This window comes from Pseudomonas sp. yb_5 (genome assembly GCF_043103865.1).
In the GTDB taxonomy this organism is placed as follows: Bacteria; Pseudomonadota; Gammaproteobacteria; order Pseudomonadales; family Pseudomonadaceae; genus Aquipseudomonas; species Aquipseudomonas putida_Y.
On record NZ_JBICKE010000099.1, the window covers coordinates 1 to 14221 of the forward strand.

Consider the following 14221-nt stretch of genomic DNA (forward strand, 5'->3'; position numbering starts at 1 on the left):
GGCACGCGCTCCTGCTCGGGAGGCTGGGCGGGTCTTGTGTGTTCCAGTTGCTCGGCCGGCATCAGGTCACGCAGTTGATGCTGGTAGGCCGAGACCGACAGGCTCAGGTCCAGGGCCATGCCTTCGGCGTCGGCGAGCGCCACTACCACCGGCACTTTCGGCTGGGTCCAGGGGTAGTGGCGGGCGATGGCATTGAGGTTGCCGATGGGCAATGTTTCGGTGACCGGGTCGCTGCTCCAGGTCAGCGGCATGCGCCGCTCGGTTGGCTTGAAGTCTTCGACCCAGGTTTGCAGGGCACTCACTGGCAACACATGGGGCTGGGTGGACGGCACCTGGTTGCCGCTCACCAGCTCGGCCATGTCCAGCTGGCGCATGTGCCGTTTGCGCAGGGCTGGCGAACCGGTGATACGGGCGGTGATGGCGTTGGTCCACAGGTGCGGGCTGTAGCCGATCCATACTTCCTTGGCGGAGTCCTGGCAGGTGTCGGCCCACACCCAGCCGGTGCTCTGGCCGGAGAGGTAGCGGCCACGCTGGTGATAGTCCTCCAGCCCTTGGTAGCGCAGCTCCTTGTAGAGGCCCACGCCGACGTGCTCATGAATGACCAGCTTTTCGCCCTGAGGGCCTTTCATGAACACGTAGACATAGCCCGGGCGCAAAGCGCGGAGGGTATAGGCCGAGTGCTGCAGCGTGGGGAAGCCTTGTTCCAGGTTGAAGCCTGCATCGGCATAGCGGCAGGCGGGCGTGTCGCCGGTGCGTGGCACGATGGCGTAGCGCACTGGCAGGATGGGTATACGTGCGCTGCAGGCTGGACCGGAGGTGGCGCTGCTGACGGAGGCATTGGTCATGCGAGCTCCTTGCTCAGAGAGACAGTCTTTTCGAACCAGAGACGCACTGCGGCAAGTTTCAGTACTGACAAGACTGAAATAGCGTTATTCATACTGTGCTGGATTTAAGCCCCAGATCTATGCTGTAAGAAGTTTCCTACTTACTTGCTGAGATGAACGGGTGGCCTAGTACCTGGAACTCAAGTGAAAGACAATGCCTCGAACGCTGCTTTTTGGTCGAGTTTGAAAGTGTAAGATTTTATTTGAATATATATTGTATTTGCGCAGCTTCGTGTGAAAAGTTGCAGTGTGTTTGTAGGAAGTTTCTTGCAGTAAGTTTTTATATGTTCAGTTCTTGCACTTGGCCAGCACTACCTGGCAAGTCCTGGGCGTGCCTCCCGAGCGGCTGGCATAACGCACGCAGTTGTTCAGCGATTTCTGTTGCGCAATGCTCAATGTATTGCCCCAGGCCAGGCCGCCTTCACCGATAGTGGGGACGGCCTTGGCGAAGCAGTTGGAGCCCACTGCAGGCGTGGCGTAGCGTGCCTGGCTGGCTTTGCTGGAGCAACCAGCGGTAAGTGCCAGGCTGAGGCCTAACAGGGTGGCCAGTACCCAGGACGTAGTTGGCCTGCTCATGTATTCCCCTTCTGCACTTGGCAGCAAATGCCTTGCAGGATATTTCATTACAGCGAAGCGGTGAACTATCTCGGCGTCAAGAGGCTCCTTTGCTAAGCGCACCCTGCGCTTACCTGATGGCGCAAGACCATCAGCCCTGGGTCACTGAATGAAAAGGAGGCACCGTGACCGCATCAGATCAAACCCTCTACCGCTGTACGCCCAGCCCGCTGCATGCCTTGCTGCTGGCAGGCAGTGTGCCGTTGTTCCTTGGCGCGCTGTTGAGCGATCTCGCCTACTACAACAGCTACCAGATTCAGTGGAGCAACTTCGCTGCTTGGCTGATCGCCGGTGCCTTGGTGTTCTGTGGGCTGGCACTATTGTTCGCGCTGGCCAACCTGATCCGCGCCGAGCGCAAGGGCGGGCGCGCTACGCTGTACTTCGTGCTGCTGTTGGTGACCTGGGTGCTTGGGCTGATCAATGCCTTCGAGCATGCCAAGGACGCCTGGGCGGTGATGCCTTCTGGGCTAGTGTTGTCGGTAATCGTGACAGTGCTCGCGGTGGTGGCCGCCTGGATCGGTTTGAGCAACCTGCGCTCAGGAGGTGTGGCATGAAGCCTTTGCATGCGTTCAGCCTGTTGAGCGTGGCGCTATTGTTGGGTGCCTGTGGTGGCGACGGCGAGCCGACCCAGGCCCATGGCCCGGACCCGAAGCTGCCGGAGCCTCAGCGCGGCTTGCTGCCAGATATGAAGATTGCGCAGCCGGTTGCCTGGGGTGAGCTGAAACCGACAGTGCCGGAGGGCTTCAGTGTCACGGCCATTGCCACTGGCCTGAAAATCCCGCGTCAGAGCCTGGTGCTGCCCAATGGCGACATTCTGGTGGCTGAGGGTAGGGGGGGGAGCGCGGCCAAGCTCAAGCCCAAGGATGTGATCGCCAGCCAGATCAAGGCCAAGGGCAATACCCAGGTCAAGGGTGGCAACCGCCTGACCTTGCTGCGCGATGCTGACGGCGATGGCAACTACGAGGTACAGGCCGTGTTTGCGGAAAACCTCAACGCACCGTATGGCCTGGCCTATGCCAACGGCAAGCTGTATGTAGCCAACCAGGATGCGCTGGTACGCTTTGACTACAAGGAAGGCCAGACCCAGGCCGACGGCCCGCCAACCAAGGTCACCGACCTGCCGGCCGAGATCAACCACCATTGGACCAAGGCGCTGACCATCAGCCCGGATGGCCGCTACTTGTATGTGGGTATCGGCTCGAACAGCAACATCACCGAGCGCGGCCTGGAGGTAGAGATCGATCGGGCCATGGTCTGGCAGGTCGATGCCGAGACCGGCGCACACCGGCCCTATGCCACCGGCTTGCGTAACCCGACGGCATTGACCATTCAGCCGCAGACCGGGCAGTTGTGGACGGTGGTCAACGAGCGGGATGAGCTGGGCCCCGACCTGGTGCCGGACTACCTCACTTCGGTACGTGAAGGGGGCTTCTATGGTTGGCCTTACAGCTACTGGGGGCAGCATGTGGATGAGCGGGTGCGGCCGCAGAACCCGGACAAGGTGGCGGCGGCGATCAAGCCGGATTACAGCCTGGGTTCGCATGTGGCTGCACTGGGTGTCGACTTCTCGACCTCGGCAATGGGCGAGCGCTTTGCCGACGGTGTGTTCGTGGGCGAGCACGGCAGTTGGAACCGCCCCAACCCGGTGGGGTACAAGGTTATTTTCGTGCCGTTCAGCAATGGCAAGCCTGCTGGGGAACCGATCGACTTCGCCACGGGCTTTCGCGGTGAGGATGGCAAGACCCGGGGGCGACCGGTTGGGGTGACGGTGGACCCGCGTGGGGCGTTGATCATTGCCGATGACCTGGCGAATACGGTGTGGCGGGTGACGCGTAATCGCTGAATGCTATCGGGGCAAATCGGCAAAGCTTGCTGGCGATGGGCCGCAGAGCGGCCCAATTGCTGACTGGCAAGCATTGCACACGGGTCAGAAGCGGTAGTTGAAGCTGGCTTCCAGCGTGCGCGGTGCCCCTGGGGTGATCAGGTCGACCGAGCCATGTGCCGAGGCATAGTAGTCACGGTCAAACACGTTCTTCAGGCGCAGCGCAGCATCCCATTGCGGCACGCTGTACAGCAGCGCGGCGTCGAAGGTGGTATAGCCCGGCATCACCACCACATTGTCGAGCGCTGTGTAGCGTTCGTCGACGTAGTTGGCGCCGGCGGCCACACGCCACTCCGGTGTCAGGGTACGTACCAGCCAGACGTTGGCGCTGTTGCGCGGCGTCAGGGTAGGGGTCTGGCCTTCGTTCGCGACGCCATTGGTCTTGCTGTTGGACTTGGTGATTTCGGCGTCCAGGTAAGCGTAACCGGCATAGATCTGCCACTTGTCGGTGAGATGCCCGCTGACGGTGGCTTCGAAGCCATCGGTACGCTGTTCGCCAGCCAATACGGTCAGGTTGGGGTTGGCCGGGTCGGCAGTCTTCATGTTGGTGCGCTCAAGGCGGAACACTGCGGCGGTCAGTGACAGGCGGCTGTCGAGCAGGTCCCATTTGGCGCCGATTTCATAGTTGGTGGTTTCTTCCGGCTCCAGGTGCTGGTTGCTCGGGCTCACCGCGAACACTTCGCCCGAAGGCTGGTAGCTGCGGCTGACCGACACGTAGTAGGACTGGAATGCGTCTGGCTGGTAGACCAGGCCGGCACGCGGGCTCCAGGTCTTGTCGGTACGATCGAGGTCGATGTTCTGCACGCGGTCGTCGTCGTACTCCTGGCCAAAGATGTCATAACGCACACCGACCAACGCCTTCCAGTGCGCGTTCAGCTCGATCATGTCCTGCACGTACAGACCGGTGGTCTGCTGGAAGTTGGTGCCCTTGGAAGACAGGTTGGCGGCATGGTCCGGTACCGGCACCAAGGCATCGCGGTAAACCGGTACCTGGGCCACGTTGGTCTGGCTCAGCACGCGCTGGTACTTGTCCTGAAAGCCTGCTTCCACGCCATACAGCAGGTTGTGCTGCATGCCGGCCAGTTGCGCCTGTTGCTTGAGCTCCGTCTGGTTGAACACACCGTACTCATCGCGAGCGACGTTGCCGCGGTTGAGCTTGATCAGCAGTTCACCATCAGGCGCGGTGACGAAGCGCGTCGGGCTGCTGTCGGCCAAGGTGTTGTTGCGGTCCAGGTCGTAGCGGTAGTAACGGCTGGTGTTGGTCAGGGTGAAGTTGTCGTTGATGCGGTAGTCCAGGCTGGCTGTAAGCGAGAACACCTCGCTGCGGGCGTAATCCTGGTCAGCATCGCCAGAGCCGAAGCGTTTGTCGCGGTCCACGTCCACCGGGCGGTTGCCCAGGGCCGGGATGCCGAAGTCGATCAGGCGCTTGTCGTACAGGTAGGTGGCGCCCAGGTTCAGTTCCAGGTCGTCCGAGAGACGGAAGTAGGCCGACGGTGCGATGGCCTTGCGGTCGATGTAGCCATCATCGCGGAAGGTGTCGCTGTCTTCGAAGGCACCCGTTACGCGGTAGGCCTGGTTGCTTTGCGGGTCGGCCCAGCCGGTGTCGAACTGGGTTCGGCGTTTGCCTTCGCTGTCGAAGTTCATGCCGACTTCGCGCTTGGGCGTGAAGCTTGGTTTCTTGCTGATGCTGTTGATCAGCCCGCCCGAGGAGCCACGGCCATACAGCACCGCGGCCGGGCCCTTGATCACCTCGACGCGCTCGATGTTGGACAGGTCGCGGAAGTACAAGGCGTCGTCACGCACGCCGTCGATGTACATGTCGCCAATGGCGCTGAAGCCACGGATGGTCACCTGGTCGCGCTGGCCGTCACCGTTTGACAGGCCGATGCCGGGCACGTTCTTGAGCACGTCTTCCATGGACTGTGCGCCCTGGTCCTTGATCACGCTTTCGGGAACGACGTTGACGGTTTGCGGGATATCGCGCAGCGGTGCGTCGATCTTCATGGCGGTGCGGCTTTCACTGGCCTTGTAGCTTTGCTGCTCATAGACGCCGGTGACGGCGGTGGCGGGCAGGGCGAGGCTACTTTGCGCATCGGTTTGGGCGGCAGCGTGTACAGCAGGCACAACGAGCAGGCCCAGCATGGAAATGGATGCTGGGGCAACAGACCTTTTTGCCATTACAGGCGACTCTTTGTTGTTATCGGGAGTCACGAATAGTAATGATTTGCAAATGTAAAGCAAGTGTAAAGAATTCGTATTAGCTGTAACAGTGGTTCGGCGCCGAAATGCGTCGCGCACCGAGAGGGCCGGCAAGGTGGCAGGTAATGGCTATGCTTGATAGCGCGTGAGCCTTTCACGCGCCTATTCGGACTTGATCACAGGGAAGCACGCCTATGAACCCCATTCTTACTCTCGCTCGTGCTGTAGCCCTTGCCACGCTGGCCTCTGCTGCCAGCTTCACGGTACAGGCTGCCGGCATCCCCATCGGGAGCGAGGCGCTGGAAAGCCATGTCACCACACAGGTAACGGCTATCGACCTGGCCACCCGCCAGGTCACGGTGAAAGGCCCTGACGAGAAGAAGGATGTGACGTTCCAGCTGACCGAAAAGGCCAAGGCGCTGCCCAACCTGAAAGTCGGTGACCAAGTCGACATCTACGTGACACGCGCCGTGGCCTATGTGCTCAATCCGGACGTGGGTGGGGCGCCGAAAGCAACTGAAGAGTCCGGTACCATCCGTGCAACCGAGCAAAACCCCAACCCGGGCGGCGAGGCGTTCCGCCAGGTCAAGGTTACCTCTCAGATCAAGAAGATCGACCTCAACACGCATGAGGTGAGCTTGTTGCCGCCGGAGGGCAAGCTGCAGGTGGTCAAGGTCGAGAATCCAGACCTGCAGAAACGGATGAAGAACCTCAAGGTTGGCCAGACGGTCGACGCGATCTACACCGAAGTGCTGCGCGTCGAAACCTCGCGCTGACCTCAGCCGTTGCCGACCTCGGTTACTCGCCTACGATCGGCCATTTACGGTCCGGGCAGCCCGGTGCCGGGGAGCGGGCCTCAGTGGCCCGCGGCTTCGATCAAAGCCTGGGGTTCGGCACGCTCGGAGTAGTCGACATTGACGAAGGCATGGCGAATGCGGCCATCCTGGCCGATGACGAAAGCGCTGGCCATCGGCAGGCTGACGTCGTCGCATTCGTTCAGTGCCTTGAGGTCGGCGCCAAGTGCTCGGTATACCGCCTCCAGTTCTGGCTCCAGCTCGAAGACGATGCCGTACTGGCGCGCCAGCTGGTTGCCCGGATCGCTCAGCAGTTGGTAGCGCACGCCCAGGGATTCGCGGGTTTTCAGGGTGGCAGCGCGGCTCTGGGCGGAGACGGCGACCAGCGTGGCACCGCTGGCGGCCAGATCGCCTGCCATCTGCTGGTATTCGCTGAGCACTACATTGCAGAACGGGCACCACAGGCCGCGGTAAAACACCAGTACCAGCGGGCCGCGTGCCAGCAGGGCCCGCAGGTCCACGGCCTTGCCATCGGCATCCTCCAGCACGGCCAGCGGGGCGTTGTCGCCGGCTTTGAGCACGTGGTCCTCAGGATGCCTTGCGATCAGGGCTTGCAGCGAGGCGCCAAATTTTTCCAGCACCTCGGTGGGCAGTTGGGTCATCTGCTGTTTGACGGCGTCGAGTTTTTCCTTGAGTGACATGCTTGTTTCCTTGTGATGGTTCACTGGGGCAGGCTTCGGGTAGCACGGGTTTGTATGCGCTGCGAGGCCTTGCAGGCCGGGGGATGGCGCTGAAACAGCTGAAGTACCCAGTCGGGACGGGTCTTGCTGGCATCATTGAGCCAATTGGCGACCGAGTCCTGGGCATATTTCTCGGCTTCGGCCAGCAGCGGTACCAGCAACGGCTCGGCCACTTCTGGATGTTGCTTGAGCGTGGCAATGTGCTCGCACCAAACGCCGCGCGGGCGCAGGATCTCGATGCAGAACCGACGCACCAGTGGGTCTGCATCGCCGGTATGGCGACCAAGTAGCGCCAGGGCGGCTTCAGGGTGCTGGGCCAGGCGCGGGCGCAGGGCAATCCAGGCCCATTCACGCACGCCGAAATGCTCATCGCGGGCGAAGCGAAACTGCGCCAGCAGGGCATCTTCCACAGGCTGCGAGCGTGCAAGGTACGCCTGGGCGAACGCCGCCCAGCTGCGCACGGTATCGGACGGGTGCGTGCAGCATTGCTCGAACACCTGCTGGCGCAAAGGCTCGGGGGCCTGCTCCAGCCACTTGCCCAGCGCCAGGCCAATGGCCGCCACTTTTTTTGACAGGCCCAGTGCCTGGGCCTGGTCTGCACTGGCAGCGAGGTGCTCTACCACCGCTGCGGGCAGTTGGCCTGCCAAGGCGTTGACCAGGGCGGCTTGATCCACCGCCAGGCACTCGGCCAGGTTGCGGGTTGGCAGTTGGCCAAGGTCGATCAGGGACTTTCGGTCGTCGCTCATTGCTGAGGTTCCATGGCGGTGGCACGGTGCACTCGATGACCGGCCAGGCACGTGTACAGCCTCGTTGATGTGCACATCCTCCAGTGGACGGCCCAGTGCCGAATCTTCGATGGGCGAAAGCTGAAACCCTCGATGGCCAGTGGCTGTCTGGCAAGGCGGCGGATGAACAGTCGCCGGTAAAGTGCCGCTGGCAGGCAGGCCTCGAGCCAAGGTTGGCGACGACTTGGTTGGTCGTGTTCGCTATGTACCCGGGGCTTCCTGCCAAGCCGGGCCAATACACTCTGATTCTGCAACATTATCCACCTCCATGTGGTCTTGCGGGTGTGCCTTGGGTTCAGTGCTTGTCCGGTGGCAGTGCCAGGGCAGGACTGGCCGAGAGTGCCTGTAGCGTGATGGACAGGGCGTCGCGTTGCGTGTTGTCCAGTGACTGCATGATCGTGCCGATCCAGTCGGTGTGTTCGGCGAATACGGCGTCGAGTACCGCTATGCCTGCCGAGGTTAGGCTGATGCTCAGCTTGCGACGGTCATGGGCGTCCTTGCGGCGCTTGATAAAACCATCACCCTGCAGGCCGTCGAGCAGGCCGGTTACGGTGCCCGAGGTGATTGCCAGGCGCGTTGCCAGCTCCAGCGGTGCCAGGCGGCCGCCTGCGCCTTGCAAGGTCAGGAGGATTGCGAACCGCCCTTCCGACAGGTTATGGCGGGCCAACCGTGCGGCGCATACCCGGTTGATGGCCGCTGCAGCGGACAGGAGTTCGAAACACAGGCGCACGTTCTGTCTGGCGTCAGCGGGGGCCTCGGTCAGTGCATCGAGCATGATGTGATGCTTGTTCTCAAGCGTATTCATAAGGCGCAGTTTATCTTGGTGCCTTACTAAGTCAACAGCACAGATGTCTCAGGGTGAAGACAGCATGCGCACGCTGGACAAAAGGGATGTTTCACTATGCAGGGTACGAATAGTTCAAGTGCAGGATTTTGATTTCTATCAGTACTGCGGAATGCACCATCATGGTGGCCATCGATACCTTGGATGAGGACTGCCATGTTCAGTAAATCAATGCTTCTGCTGGCGCTTCCTGTGGCCATGGCGTTGCTTGCCGGTGCCGTGTTGCCGTTTCAGGCTGCCGGTAATGCTGCGGCAGGCCGGGCACTTGGGCACTGGCTGTGGGGGGCTTTCACATCGTTGACGGTAAGCATGCTGGTGGTAATCGCTGCCCTGCTGATTATCCGGGTGCCGGCGCCAGACATGGGAAAGGCCCTGCAGGGGCCTTGGTGGTTGTGGGTTGGTGGCGTGCTGGGGGCAATGTATGTAGCCGGCGCCGCAGCCCTCACCCCTAAACTTGGCGCAGCAGGGTTCCTGGTACTGGTGGTGGCAGGGCAGATCATCACGGCAGTGCTTGCCGACCACTATGGGGTGATGGGGTTGGGTGGCAAGCCGCTCAGTCTGGCCAGGGTGGCCGGCGTGGTGCTGATCCTGTGCGGAGTAATGCTGGTACAGGGCACTTGGGCGACAGCGTCACCGGCCCCTTCCACGGCAGCTGTGAAAGGGCAGGAAAACTGATCAGCGCCCTGGCTGGCTACAGGCCCATACGGTTTCGCGCAGCCAGCGGTGCCCGGGGTCACTGTCCTTGCGGTTGTGCCAGGCTTGCTGATAGTCGAAGGAGGGAATGGCCAGTGGCGGCGTGAACTGGCGCAGTGTCCTGTGCTGGCGCAACGACCCCACTGCGCGGCTGGCCACCGTCAGGATCAGGTCAGTGCCGGCCAGCACTTCAACCGCCGCACTCCAGTGTGGCAAGGCCAGGGCAATGCGGCGTTGCAGGCCCCGGGCGGCCAGCGCACGCTCGATCTCATCGAAAGCATCCGGACGCATGGCCATCAATACATGTGGGCGTGCCAGCCAGTCTTCCAAGGCCATGCCGCCGCTGGCAGGCAGGACCTGGCGATCGGCAACGCTGATGAAACGATCGGCAAACAGGGACTGGGCGGTGATGTTCTGAGGCAGTTCGGGGAACAGGCCCAGGGCCAGATCCAGTTCGCCATCGAGCAACTGCGCCAACATGGTTTCACGGCTGGCCTGGCTGATGGCCAGGTCCACTCCGGGCGCGACTTGGCGCAGGTGGCGCAGCAGGTGCGGCAGGATGATGCGCGAAGCGTAGTCGGACAGCGACAGCCGGAATCGGCGCTGGGCCCGGGCTGGGTCGAACAGCGGGGTGGCCAGCAGGCTGTCGAGATTGCTCAGTGCATCCTGTAGTGGCTGTGCCAGCGACTGGGCGCGGGCAGTGAGGACCATGCGGCCGCCTTGGCGTACCAGCAAAGGGTCGTCGAAGTGTTTGCGCAACTGCGCCAAGGCGTGGCTGACCGCTGGTTGGCTGCGGTGCAGACGCAAGGCTGCACGGGTCACGTGCTTTTCGCTGAGCAGGGCGTGCAGCGCGAGCAGCAGGTTGAGGTCGATCTTGCGCAGTTCATCCATTGGGTGAATGGCCTTGGTCAAGTCTGGCAATTCAGGTCAGCTTAACAAATGCTTGAGTCTTGCGTGTGCCTGCAAACTGCTGGCGGTAAAGGCCCTTTCGCAGCACTAGGCCTTTACTTAATGACTTTAAGTTTGATCTGTAATTTTCTGATAAATATAGAGTTATCTTTTTGCAGTCGCATGCTGAACACACTGCTCAAAGTAAGTCCGCCTTATCGCTGCTGGCTTGAGCCGCGAGCGGCTGTTGTACGTCTGCTCGGTAATGCCGAAGGCAGTCATACGCATCCACGGTTTGGGAAATTTACGCACCTGAAGCTTCTTGCGTGTGGCGTACAGCGTTACCCCGGAAAGCTTGGCCTGCTGGGCTTCGGCGGCTATCTGCGCGCCCCAGCCGCAGGTGTGGCGATCGTTCTGGCTCAGTGCCCTGGCCTGGGCGCCGAAAGCGAGGGTGGCCAGCAGGCAGCCGGCCATCGTTGCTAGAATTACTCGCATGTTGCTGTCCTAAGCATCTGAAAGAGAACGGAGTTTGCCTTCGCTTTCCGGTGCTGTGGGCCAGCAATTTGCCGTCAGGTCACCGCCATGCGCAGAGGGCTGGCCGCGGGCTTGCGCAAGCTTGTCCAGGCCAGGCTGGCAACCCAGAGCACCGACACGCCATAGTTGAGGCGTTGATACAGGCCGAACAGCTGACCGCTCTGCGCCGCCTGGCCCATCAACCCGACGGTGATGATCGCCAGCACCACGCAGGCCAGGGAAAACAGCGCCAGGGGGCGGGAGCCGGCAATGCGGCTGCCCAGCCATGCCCACAGGGCGCTGGCCAAAGTCAGCGAGAGGAACATCAGCAGACCAAACAGGTTATGCAGTTGCTGCGAGGTAGATGGCTGTACCGGTGCGCAGCCCTGGTCGCAGGGGAACCAGCCGGTGCCCAAACTGCCCATGCCATGCAGCAACACCAGGCCCGCACTCAGCAGCGCCAGCTTCGAGCTATGCCAGCGCCGCACCAGGCCCCAGGCAAACAGGGCAAACAGCAGGGCTAGAGGGTAGTTGTTGACCCGTGGTGACCAGCTGTGGGTTGGCGAGCCTGCCGCGCCAAGCTGGCTCATGGCCTGTTGCAGGTGATCATAGCCAGGGTAGGCCTGGGCCGTGAGCCATACCCCCGCCAGCAGCCAGAGGGGGATCAGCAGGCCACTGCTGAGCAAAAGGCGGTCGAGGGTTTTCATACTGTAGATTCCTTCCATGGATCAGTGAGCGTGAAGGCATACAGTACAGGCTCGCGCAGACCATGGGCCACTGATTCTGCGCGTTTTTTCATGGGCCAGGGTCGGCAAAGATGTGCAATAAATACCGCACCGGGTGTATGTGATCGTACAACCGCTTGCGCTATGATGAACGCTGTCTTTCAAGGTGAAATACAGGGCAATGACAGAGCAGCAGGTACAGGCAAGGACCCGGCGCAAGCCGCGCAGTCTGGCCCAGGAACTGGTCACGGTGCTGACCGAACGCATTCGCAGCGGCCAGCTCAAGCGCGGCGACAAGCTACCGACCGAATCGCAGATCATGGCCGAAGAGGGCGTCAGCCGCACGGTGGTGCGTGAGGCGATTTCGCGGCTGCAGGCTGCCGGGCAGGTAGAGACCCGCCACGGCATCGGCACCTTCGTGCTGGATGCGCCGGCTACGGGCGGTTTCCGTATCGACCCGGCCACCGTGGTCACCCTGCGCGAAGTGCTGGCGGTGTTGGAGTTGCGCATTGCCCTGGAGATCGAGTCGGCCGGGCTGGCGGCCCAACGGCGAAGCGACGAAGCCCTGGCCGGTATGCGGGCGGCGCTGGACGAACTCAACGAGGGGGCGGCCCACGCCACTGATGCGGTGTCGGCGGACTTCCAGTTCCACCTGCGCATTGCCCAGGCCAGCGGCAACCACTACTTCGCCGACATCATCAACCACCTGGGTACCAGCATCATCCCGCGCACCCGGCTGAATTCGGCGCGCCTGGCCCATGATGACCAGGCGCATTACATGAGCCGCCTGATGCATGAGCACGAGGCGATCTATGAGGCGATTGCCCGGCGTGACAGCGAAGGGGCGAAGATGGCCATGCGCATGCACCTGAGCAACAGCCGCGAGCGCTTGCGCCAGGCGCATGAGGCGGCTGAAGCGCAAGGAACCTGAAGCCTTTGCTGCCTGTACTGGCCTCTTCGAGGGCAACATAGCCCTGTAGGAGCGGGCTTGCCCGCGAAGAGGCCAGTACAGTCAAAAAGGAAAGCCCCGCCGTGCGCAGGGCTTTCCTGTTTCTGGCAACCAGTCAGATCGCCCCGTCACTCCACTGACCGTTCACCAACCGCCGCAGCCCCAGCGGGTTGCCGTCGCGCAGTGCCTCAGGCAGCAGCGTCTGCGGATAGTTCTGATAGCACACCGGGCGCAGGAAGCGGTCGATGGCCAAAGTGCCGACCGAGGTGCCACGCGCATCGGAGGTCGCCGGGTACGGGCCGCCGTGCACCATGGCATCACAGACTTCGACACCGGTCGGGTAGCCATTGACCAGGATTCGCCCGACTTTCTCCTCCAGCAGCGGCACCAACCAGGCGAACGCATCGAAGTCGTCCGCCTCGCCGATCAGCGTCGCGGTCAGTTGGCCACGCAGGCCTAGCAGCGCGTCGCGCAACTGGTCGTTGTCTTGCACCTCTACAGCCACGGTGGTGGGACCAAACACTTCCTCCTGCAACAGCGGGTCGGACTCGACCAGCAGGCGTGCATCGGCCTTGAACAGCTGAGCGCGCGCCTGGTTGCCTTCCTGCGCCTGGCCGGCCACATGCTCGATACCGGCATGGGCATGCAGGTGTTCAAGGCCGCCAACGTAGCTGCACAGGCCGCCAGCGTTGAGCATGGTTTGCCCGGCTTGCTGGTCCAGGTACTGGCCAAGGTCGGCGAGCAACTGGCTGTACTGTGGCGACTGCAAGCCAATCACCAGTCCAGGGTTGGTGCAGAACTGCCCGGCACCCATGCACACAGACCCCGCCAACTCGCGGGCAATGGCCTCGCCACGCTTGGCCAGGGCGCCCGGCAGGATGATGACCGGGTTGATGCTGGACATCTCGGCGAACACCGGGATTGGCTGCGGGCGCTCAGCGGCCATGCGGCAAAGGGCATCACCGCCTTTCAGCGAGCCGGTGAAGCCAACCGCCTGGATGGCCGGGTGCTTGACCAGCCACTCGCCCACGCCGCCACCAAACACCATGTTGAACACGCCCTTGGGCATGCCGGTACGCTCAGCGGCGCGCACGATGGCGCAGCCAACCAGGTCGGCCGTGGCCATGTGGCCGCTGTGCGCCTTGAATACCACCGGGCAGCCTGCAGCCAGGGCGGCGGCGGTATCCCCACCGGCGGTGGAGAAGGCCAGCGGGAAGTTGCTGGCACCGAACACCGCGACCGGGCCCACGCCGATGCGCATCTGGCGCAGGTCTACGCGTGGCAGCGGCTGGCGCTCGGGCAGTGCCAGGTCGATGCGCGCGCCGAGGAAGTCGCCGCGACGCAGCACCTGGGCGAACAGGCGCATCTGCCCGCTGGTGCGGCCGCGCTCGCCCTGGATACGGGCGACGGGCAGTGCGGTTTCGCGGCAGACAATGGCGACGAAGGCGTCATCCAGTTCGTCGAGTTCAGCGGCGATGGCGTCGAGGAACTCGGCCCGACGTGACGGGGCCAACTGGCGGAACTCGGCGAAGGCTGCTGCAGCGGCCTTGGCGGCCTGGTCCACTTCGGCTTCGGTGGCCTGGGCAAAGCTGTAGGGCAGGGCTTCGCCAGTGCTGGCGTCCAGGCTCTGCAGGCGCTGAGGGCCAGCGGCACTGCGCTGACCGGCGATGAAATTATGGCCGAGGATCTCAGGCATGGGGTGCTCCTGTG

General features: G+C 62.4%; 15 protein-coding genes. 5 read left to right on the forward strand and 10 right to left on the reverse strand.

Annotated elements, in window-relative coordinates:
* On the reverse strand, positions 1-845 hold an 845-nt coding region (locus ACF8GF_RS16790), incomplete at its 3' end, for a T6SS effector BTH_I2691 family protein (RefSeq protein ID WP_392519751.1).
* A gap of 327 nt (positions 846-1172) precedes the next feature.
* Complete coding sequence (locus ACF8GF_RS16795) at positions 1173-1460, reverse strand: hypothetical protein (protein ID WP_209965356.1); 288 nt, start codon at positions 1458-1460, stop codon at positions 1173-1175.
* 164 nt (positions 1461-1624) lie between these two features.
* On the opposite strand from ACF8GF_RS16795, the gene ACF8GF_RS16800 reads away from it, so the two are divergent.
* Both ACF8GF_RS16800 and ACF8GF_RS16805 read left to right on the forward strand, forming a co-directional pair.
* Positions 1625-2053 carry a DUF2231 domain-containing protein gene (locus ACF8GF_RS16800; RefSeq protein ID WP_339444145.1) on the forward strand — a complete coding sequence of 143 codons (429 nt, stop codon included), beginning with the start codon at positions 1625-1627 and terminating at the stop codon, positions 2051-2053.
* Positions 2050-3342 (forward strand): sorbosone dehydrogenase family protein, encoded by a 1293-nt coding sequence (locus ACF8GF_RS16805; RefSeq protein WP_176683262.1) that lies wholly within the window; start codon positions 2050-2052, stop codon positions 3340-3342. The genes ACF8GF_RS16800 and ACF8GF_RS16805 overlap by 4 nt, the downstream gene beginning before the upstream one ends.
* 84 nt (positions 3343-3426) lie before the next feature.
* Here the strand turns inward: ACF8GF_RS16805 and ACF8GF_RS16810 are convergent, their stop codons facing one another.
* Positions 3427-5559, reverse strand: a complete 2133-nt coding sequence (locus ACF8GF_RS16810; protein WP_392488025.1) for a TonB-dependent receptor — start codon at positions 5557-5559, stop codon at positions 3427-3429.
* Between the two features lie 215 nt (positions 5560-5774).
* Between ACF8GF_RS16810 and ACF8GF_RS16815 the strand changes: the two genes are divergently transcribed.
* Positions 5775-6356 carry a hypothetical protein gene (locus ACF8GF_RS16815; RefSeq protein WP_392488026.1) on the forward strand — a complete coding sequence of 194 codons (582 nt, stop codon included), beginning with the start codon at positions 5775-5777 and terminating at the stop codon, positions 6354-6356.
* Between the two features lie 80 nt (positions 6357-6436).
* Here ACF8GF_RS16815 and ACF8GF_RS16820 read toward each other — a convergent pair whose 3' ends face one another.
* From ACF8GF_RS16820 to ACF8GF_RS16830, 3 genes are all read right to left on the reverse strand, one after another.
* Entirely contained in the window at positions 6437-7075 is a 639-nt protein-coding gene (locus tag ACF8GF_RS16820; RefSeq protein ID WP_392488027.1) for a peroxiredoxin-like family protein, read from the reverse strand.
* A 20-nt stretch (positions 7076-7095) separates the two neighbouring features.
* A complete protein-coding gene (locus ACF8GF_RS16825) occupies positions 7096-7860 on the reverse strand; it encodes a hypothetical protein (protein ID WP_392488028.1) in 765 nt (254 codons plus the stop codon).
* A gap of 334 nt (positions 7861-8194) precedes the next feature.
* Positions 8195-8704, reverse strand: a complete 510-nt coding sequence (locus ACF8GF_RS16830; protein ID WP_176683267.1) for a MarR family winged helix-turn-helix transcriptional regulator — start codon at positions 8702-8704, stop codon at positions 8195-8197.
* 195 nt (positions 8705-8899) lie between these two features.
* Between ACF8GF_RS16830 and ACF8GF_RS16835 the strand changes: the two genes are divergently transcribed.
* Positions 8900-9418 (forward strand): DMT family transporter, encoded by a 519-nt coding sequence (locus ACF8GF_RS16835; RefSeq protein ID WP_392461435.1) that lies wholly within the window; start codon positions 8900-8902, stop codon positions 9416-9418.
* Here ACF8GF_RS16835 and ACF8GF_RS16840 read toward each other — a convergent pair whose 3' ends face one another.
* The 3 genes from ACF8GF_RS16840 to ACF8GF_RS16850 all read right to left on the reverse strand — a co-directional run bounded on the left by ACF8GF_RS16840 (position 9419) and on the right by ACF8GF_RS16850 (position 11544).
* Positions 9419-10327 (reverse strand): LysR family transcriptional regulator, encoded by a 909-nt coding sequence (locus tag ACF8GF_RS16840; RefSeq protein WP_176683269.1) that lies wholly within the window; start codon positions 10325-10327, stop codon positions 9419-9421.
* Positions 10328-10489: 162 nt separating this feature from the next.
* Positions 10490-10819, reverse strand: a complete 330-nt coding sequence (locus ACF8GF_RS16845) for a hypothetical protein (RefSeq protein WP_176683270.1) — start codon at positions 10817-10819, stop codon at positions 10490-10492.
* 74 nt (positions 10820-10893) lie between these two features.
* Positions 10894-11544, reverse strand: a complete 651-nt coding sequence (locus tag ACF8GF_RS16850) for a DUF998 domain-containing protein (RefSeq protein ID WP_392461433.1) — start codon at positions 11542-11544, stop codon at positions 10894-10896.
* A gap of 199 nt (positions 11545-11743) precedes the next feature.
* On the opposite strand from ACF8GF_RS16850, the gene ACF8GF_RS16855 reads away from it, so the two are divergent.
* A complete protein-coding gene (locus tag ACF8GF_RS16855; protein ID WP_003247694.1) occupies positions 11744-12493 on the forward strand; it encodes a FadR/GntR family transcriptional regulator in 750 nt (249 codons plus the stop codon).
* A 133-nt stretch (positions 12494-12626) separates the two neighbouring features.
* Here the strand turns inward: ACF8GF_RS16855 and ACF8GF_RS16860 are convergent, their stop codons facing one another.
* Positions 12627-14207, reverse strand: coding sequence for an aldehyde dehydrogenase (NADP(+)) (locus tag ACF8GF_RS16860; RefSeq protein WP_176683272.1), 1581 nt, complete (start codon positions 14205-14207; stop codon positions 12627-12629).
* Positions 14208-14221: the final 14 nt, after the last annotated feature.

Excerpts from the sequence above, each read along its gene's own strand:
- ACF8GF_RS16805 (WP_176683262.1), top strand. The coding sequence starts at position 2,050 with ATGAAGCCTTTGCATGCGTTCAGCCTGTTGAGCGTGGCGCTATTGTTG.
- ACF8GF_RS16850 (WP_392461433.1), bottom strand. The coding sequence starts at position 11,544 with ATGAAAACCCTCGACCGCCTTTTGCTCAGCAGTGGCCTGCTGATCCCC.
- ACF8GF_RS16795 (WP_209965356.1), bottom strand. The coding sequence starts at position 1,460 with ATGAGCAGGCCAACTACGTCCTGGGTACTGGCCACCCTGTTAGGCCTC.
- ACF8GF_RS16845 (WP_176683270.1), bottom strand. The coding sequence starts at position 10,819 with ATGCGAGTAATTCTAGCAACGATGGCCGGCTGCCTGCTGGCCACCCTC.
- ACF8GF_RS16810 (WP_392488025.1), bottom strand. The coding sequence starts at position 5,559 with ATGGCAAAAAGGTCTGTTGCCCCAGCATCCATTTCCATGCTGGGCCTG.
- ACF8GF_RS16855 (WP_003247694.1), top strand. The coding sequence starts at position 11,744 with ATGACAGAGCAGCAGGTACAGGCAAGGACCCGGCGCAAGCCGCGCAGT.
- ACF8GF_RS16815 (WP_392488026.1), top strand. The coding sequence starts at position 5,775 with ATGAACCCCATTCTTACTCTCGCTCGTGCTGTAGCCCTTGCCACGCTG.
- ACF8GF_RS16825 (WP_392488028.1), bottom strand. The coding sequence starts at position 7,860 with ATGAGCGACGACCGAAAGTCCCTGATCGACCTTGGCCAACTGCCAACC.
- ACF8GF_RS16860 (WP_176683272.1), bottom strand. The coding sequence starts at position 14,207 with ATGCCTGAGATCCTCGGCCATAATTTCATCGCCGGTCAGCGCAGTGCC.
- ACF8GF_RS16835 (WP_392461435.1), top strand. The coding sequence starts at position 8,900 with ATGTTCAGTAAATCAATGCTTCTGCTGGCGCTTCCTGTGGCCATGGCG.
- ACF8GF_RS16840 (WP_176683269.1), bottom strand. The coding sequence starts at position 10,327 with ATGGATGAACTGCGCAAGATCGACCTCAACCTGCTGCTCGCGCTGCAC.
- ACF8GF_RS16820 (WP_392488027.1), bottom strand. The coding sequence starts at position 7,075 with ATGTCACTCAAGGAAAAACTCGACGCCGTCAAACAGCAGATGACCCAA.
- ACF8GF_RS16830 (WP_176683267.1), bottom strand. The coding sequence starts at position 8,704 with ATGAATACGCTTGAGAACAAGCATCACATCATGCTCGATGCACTGACC.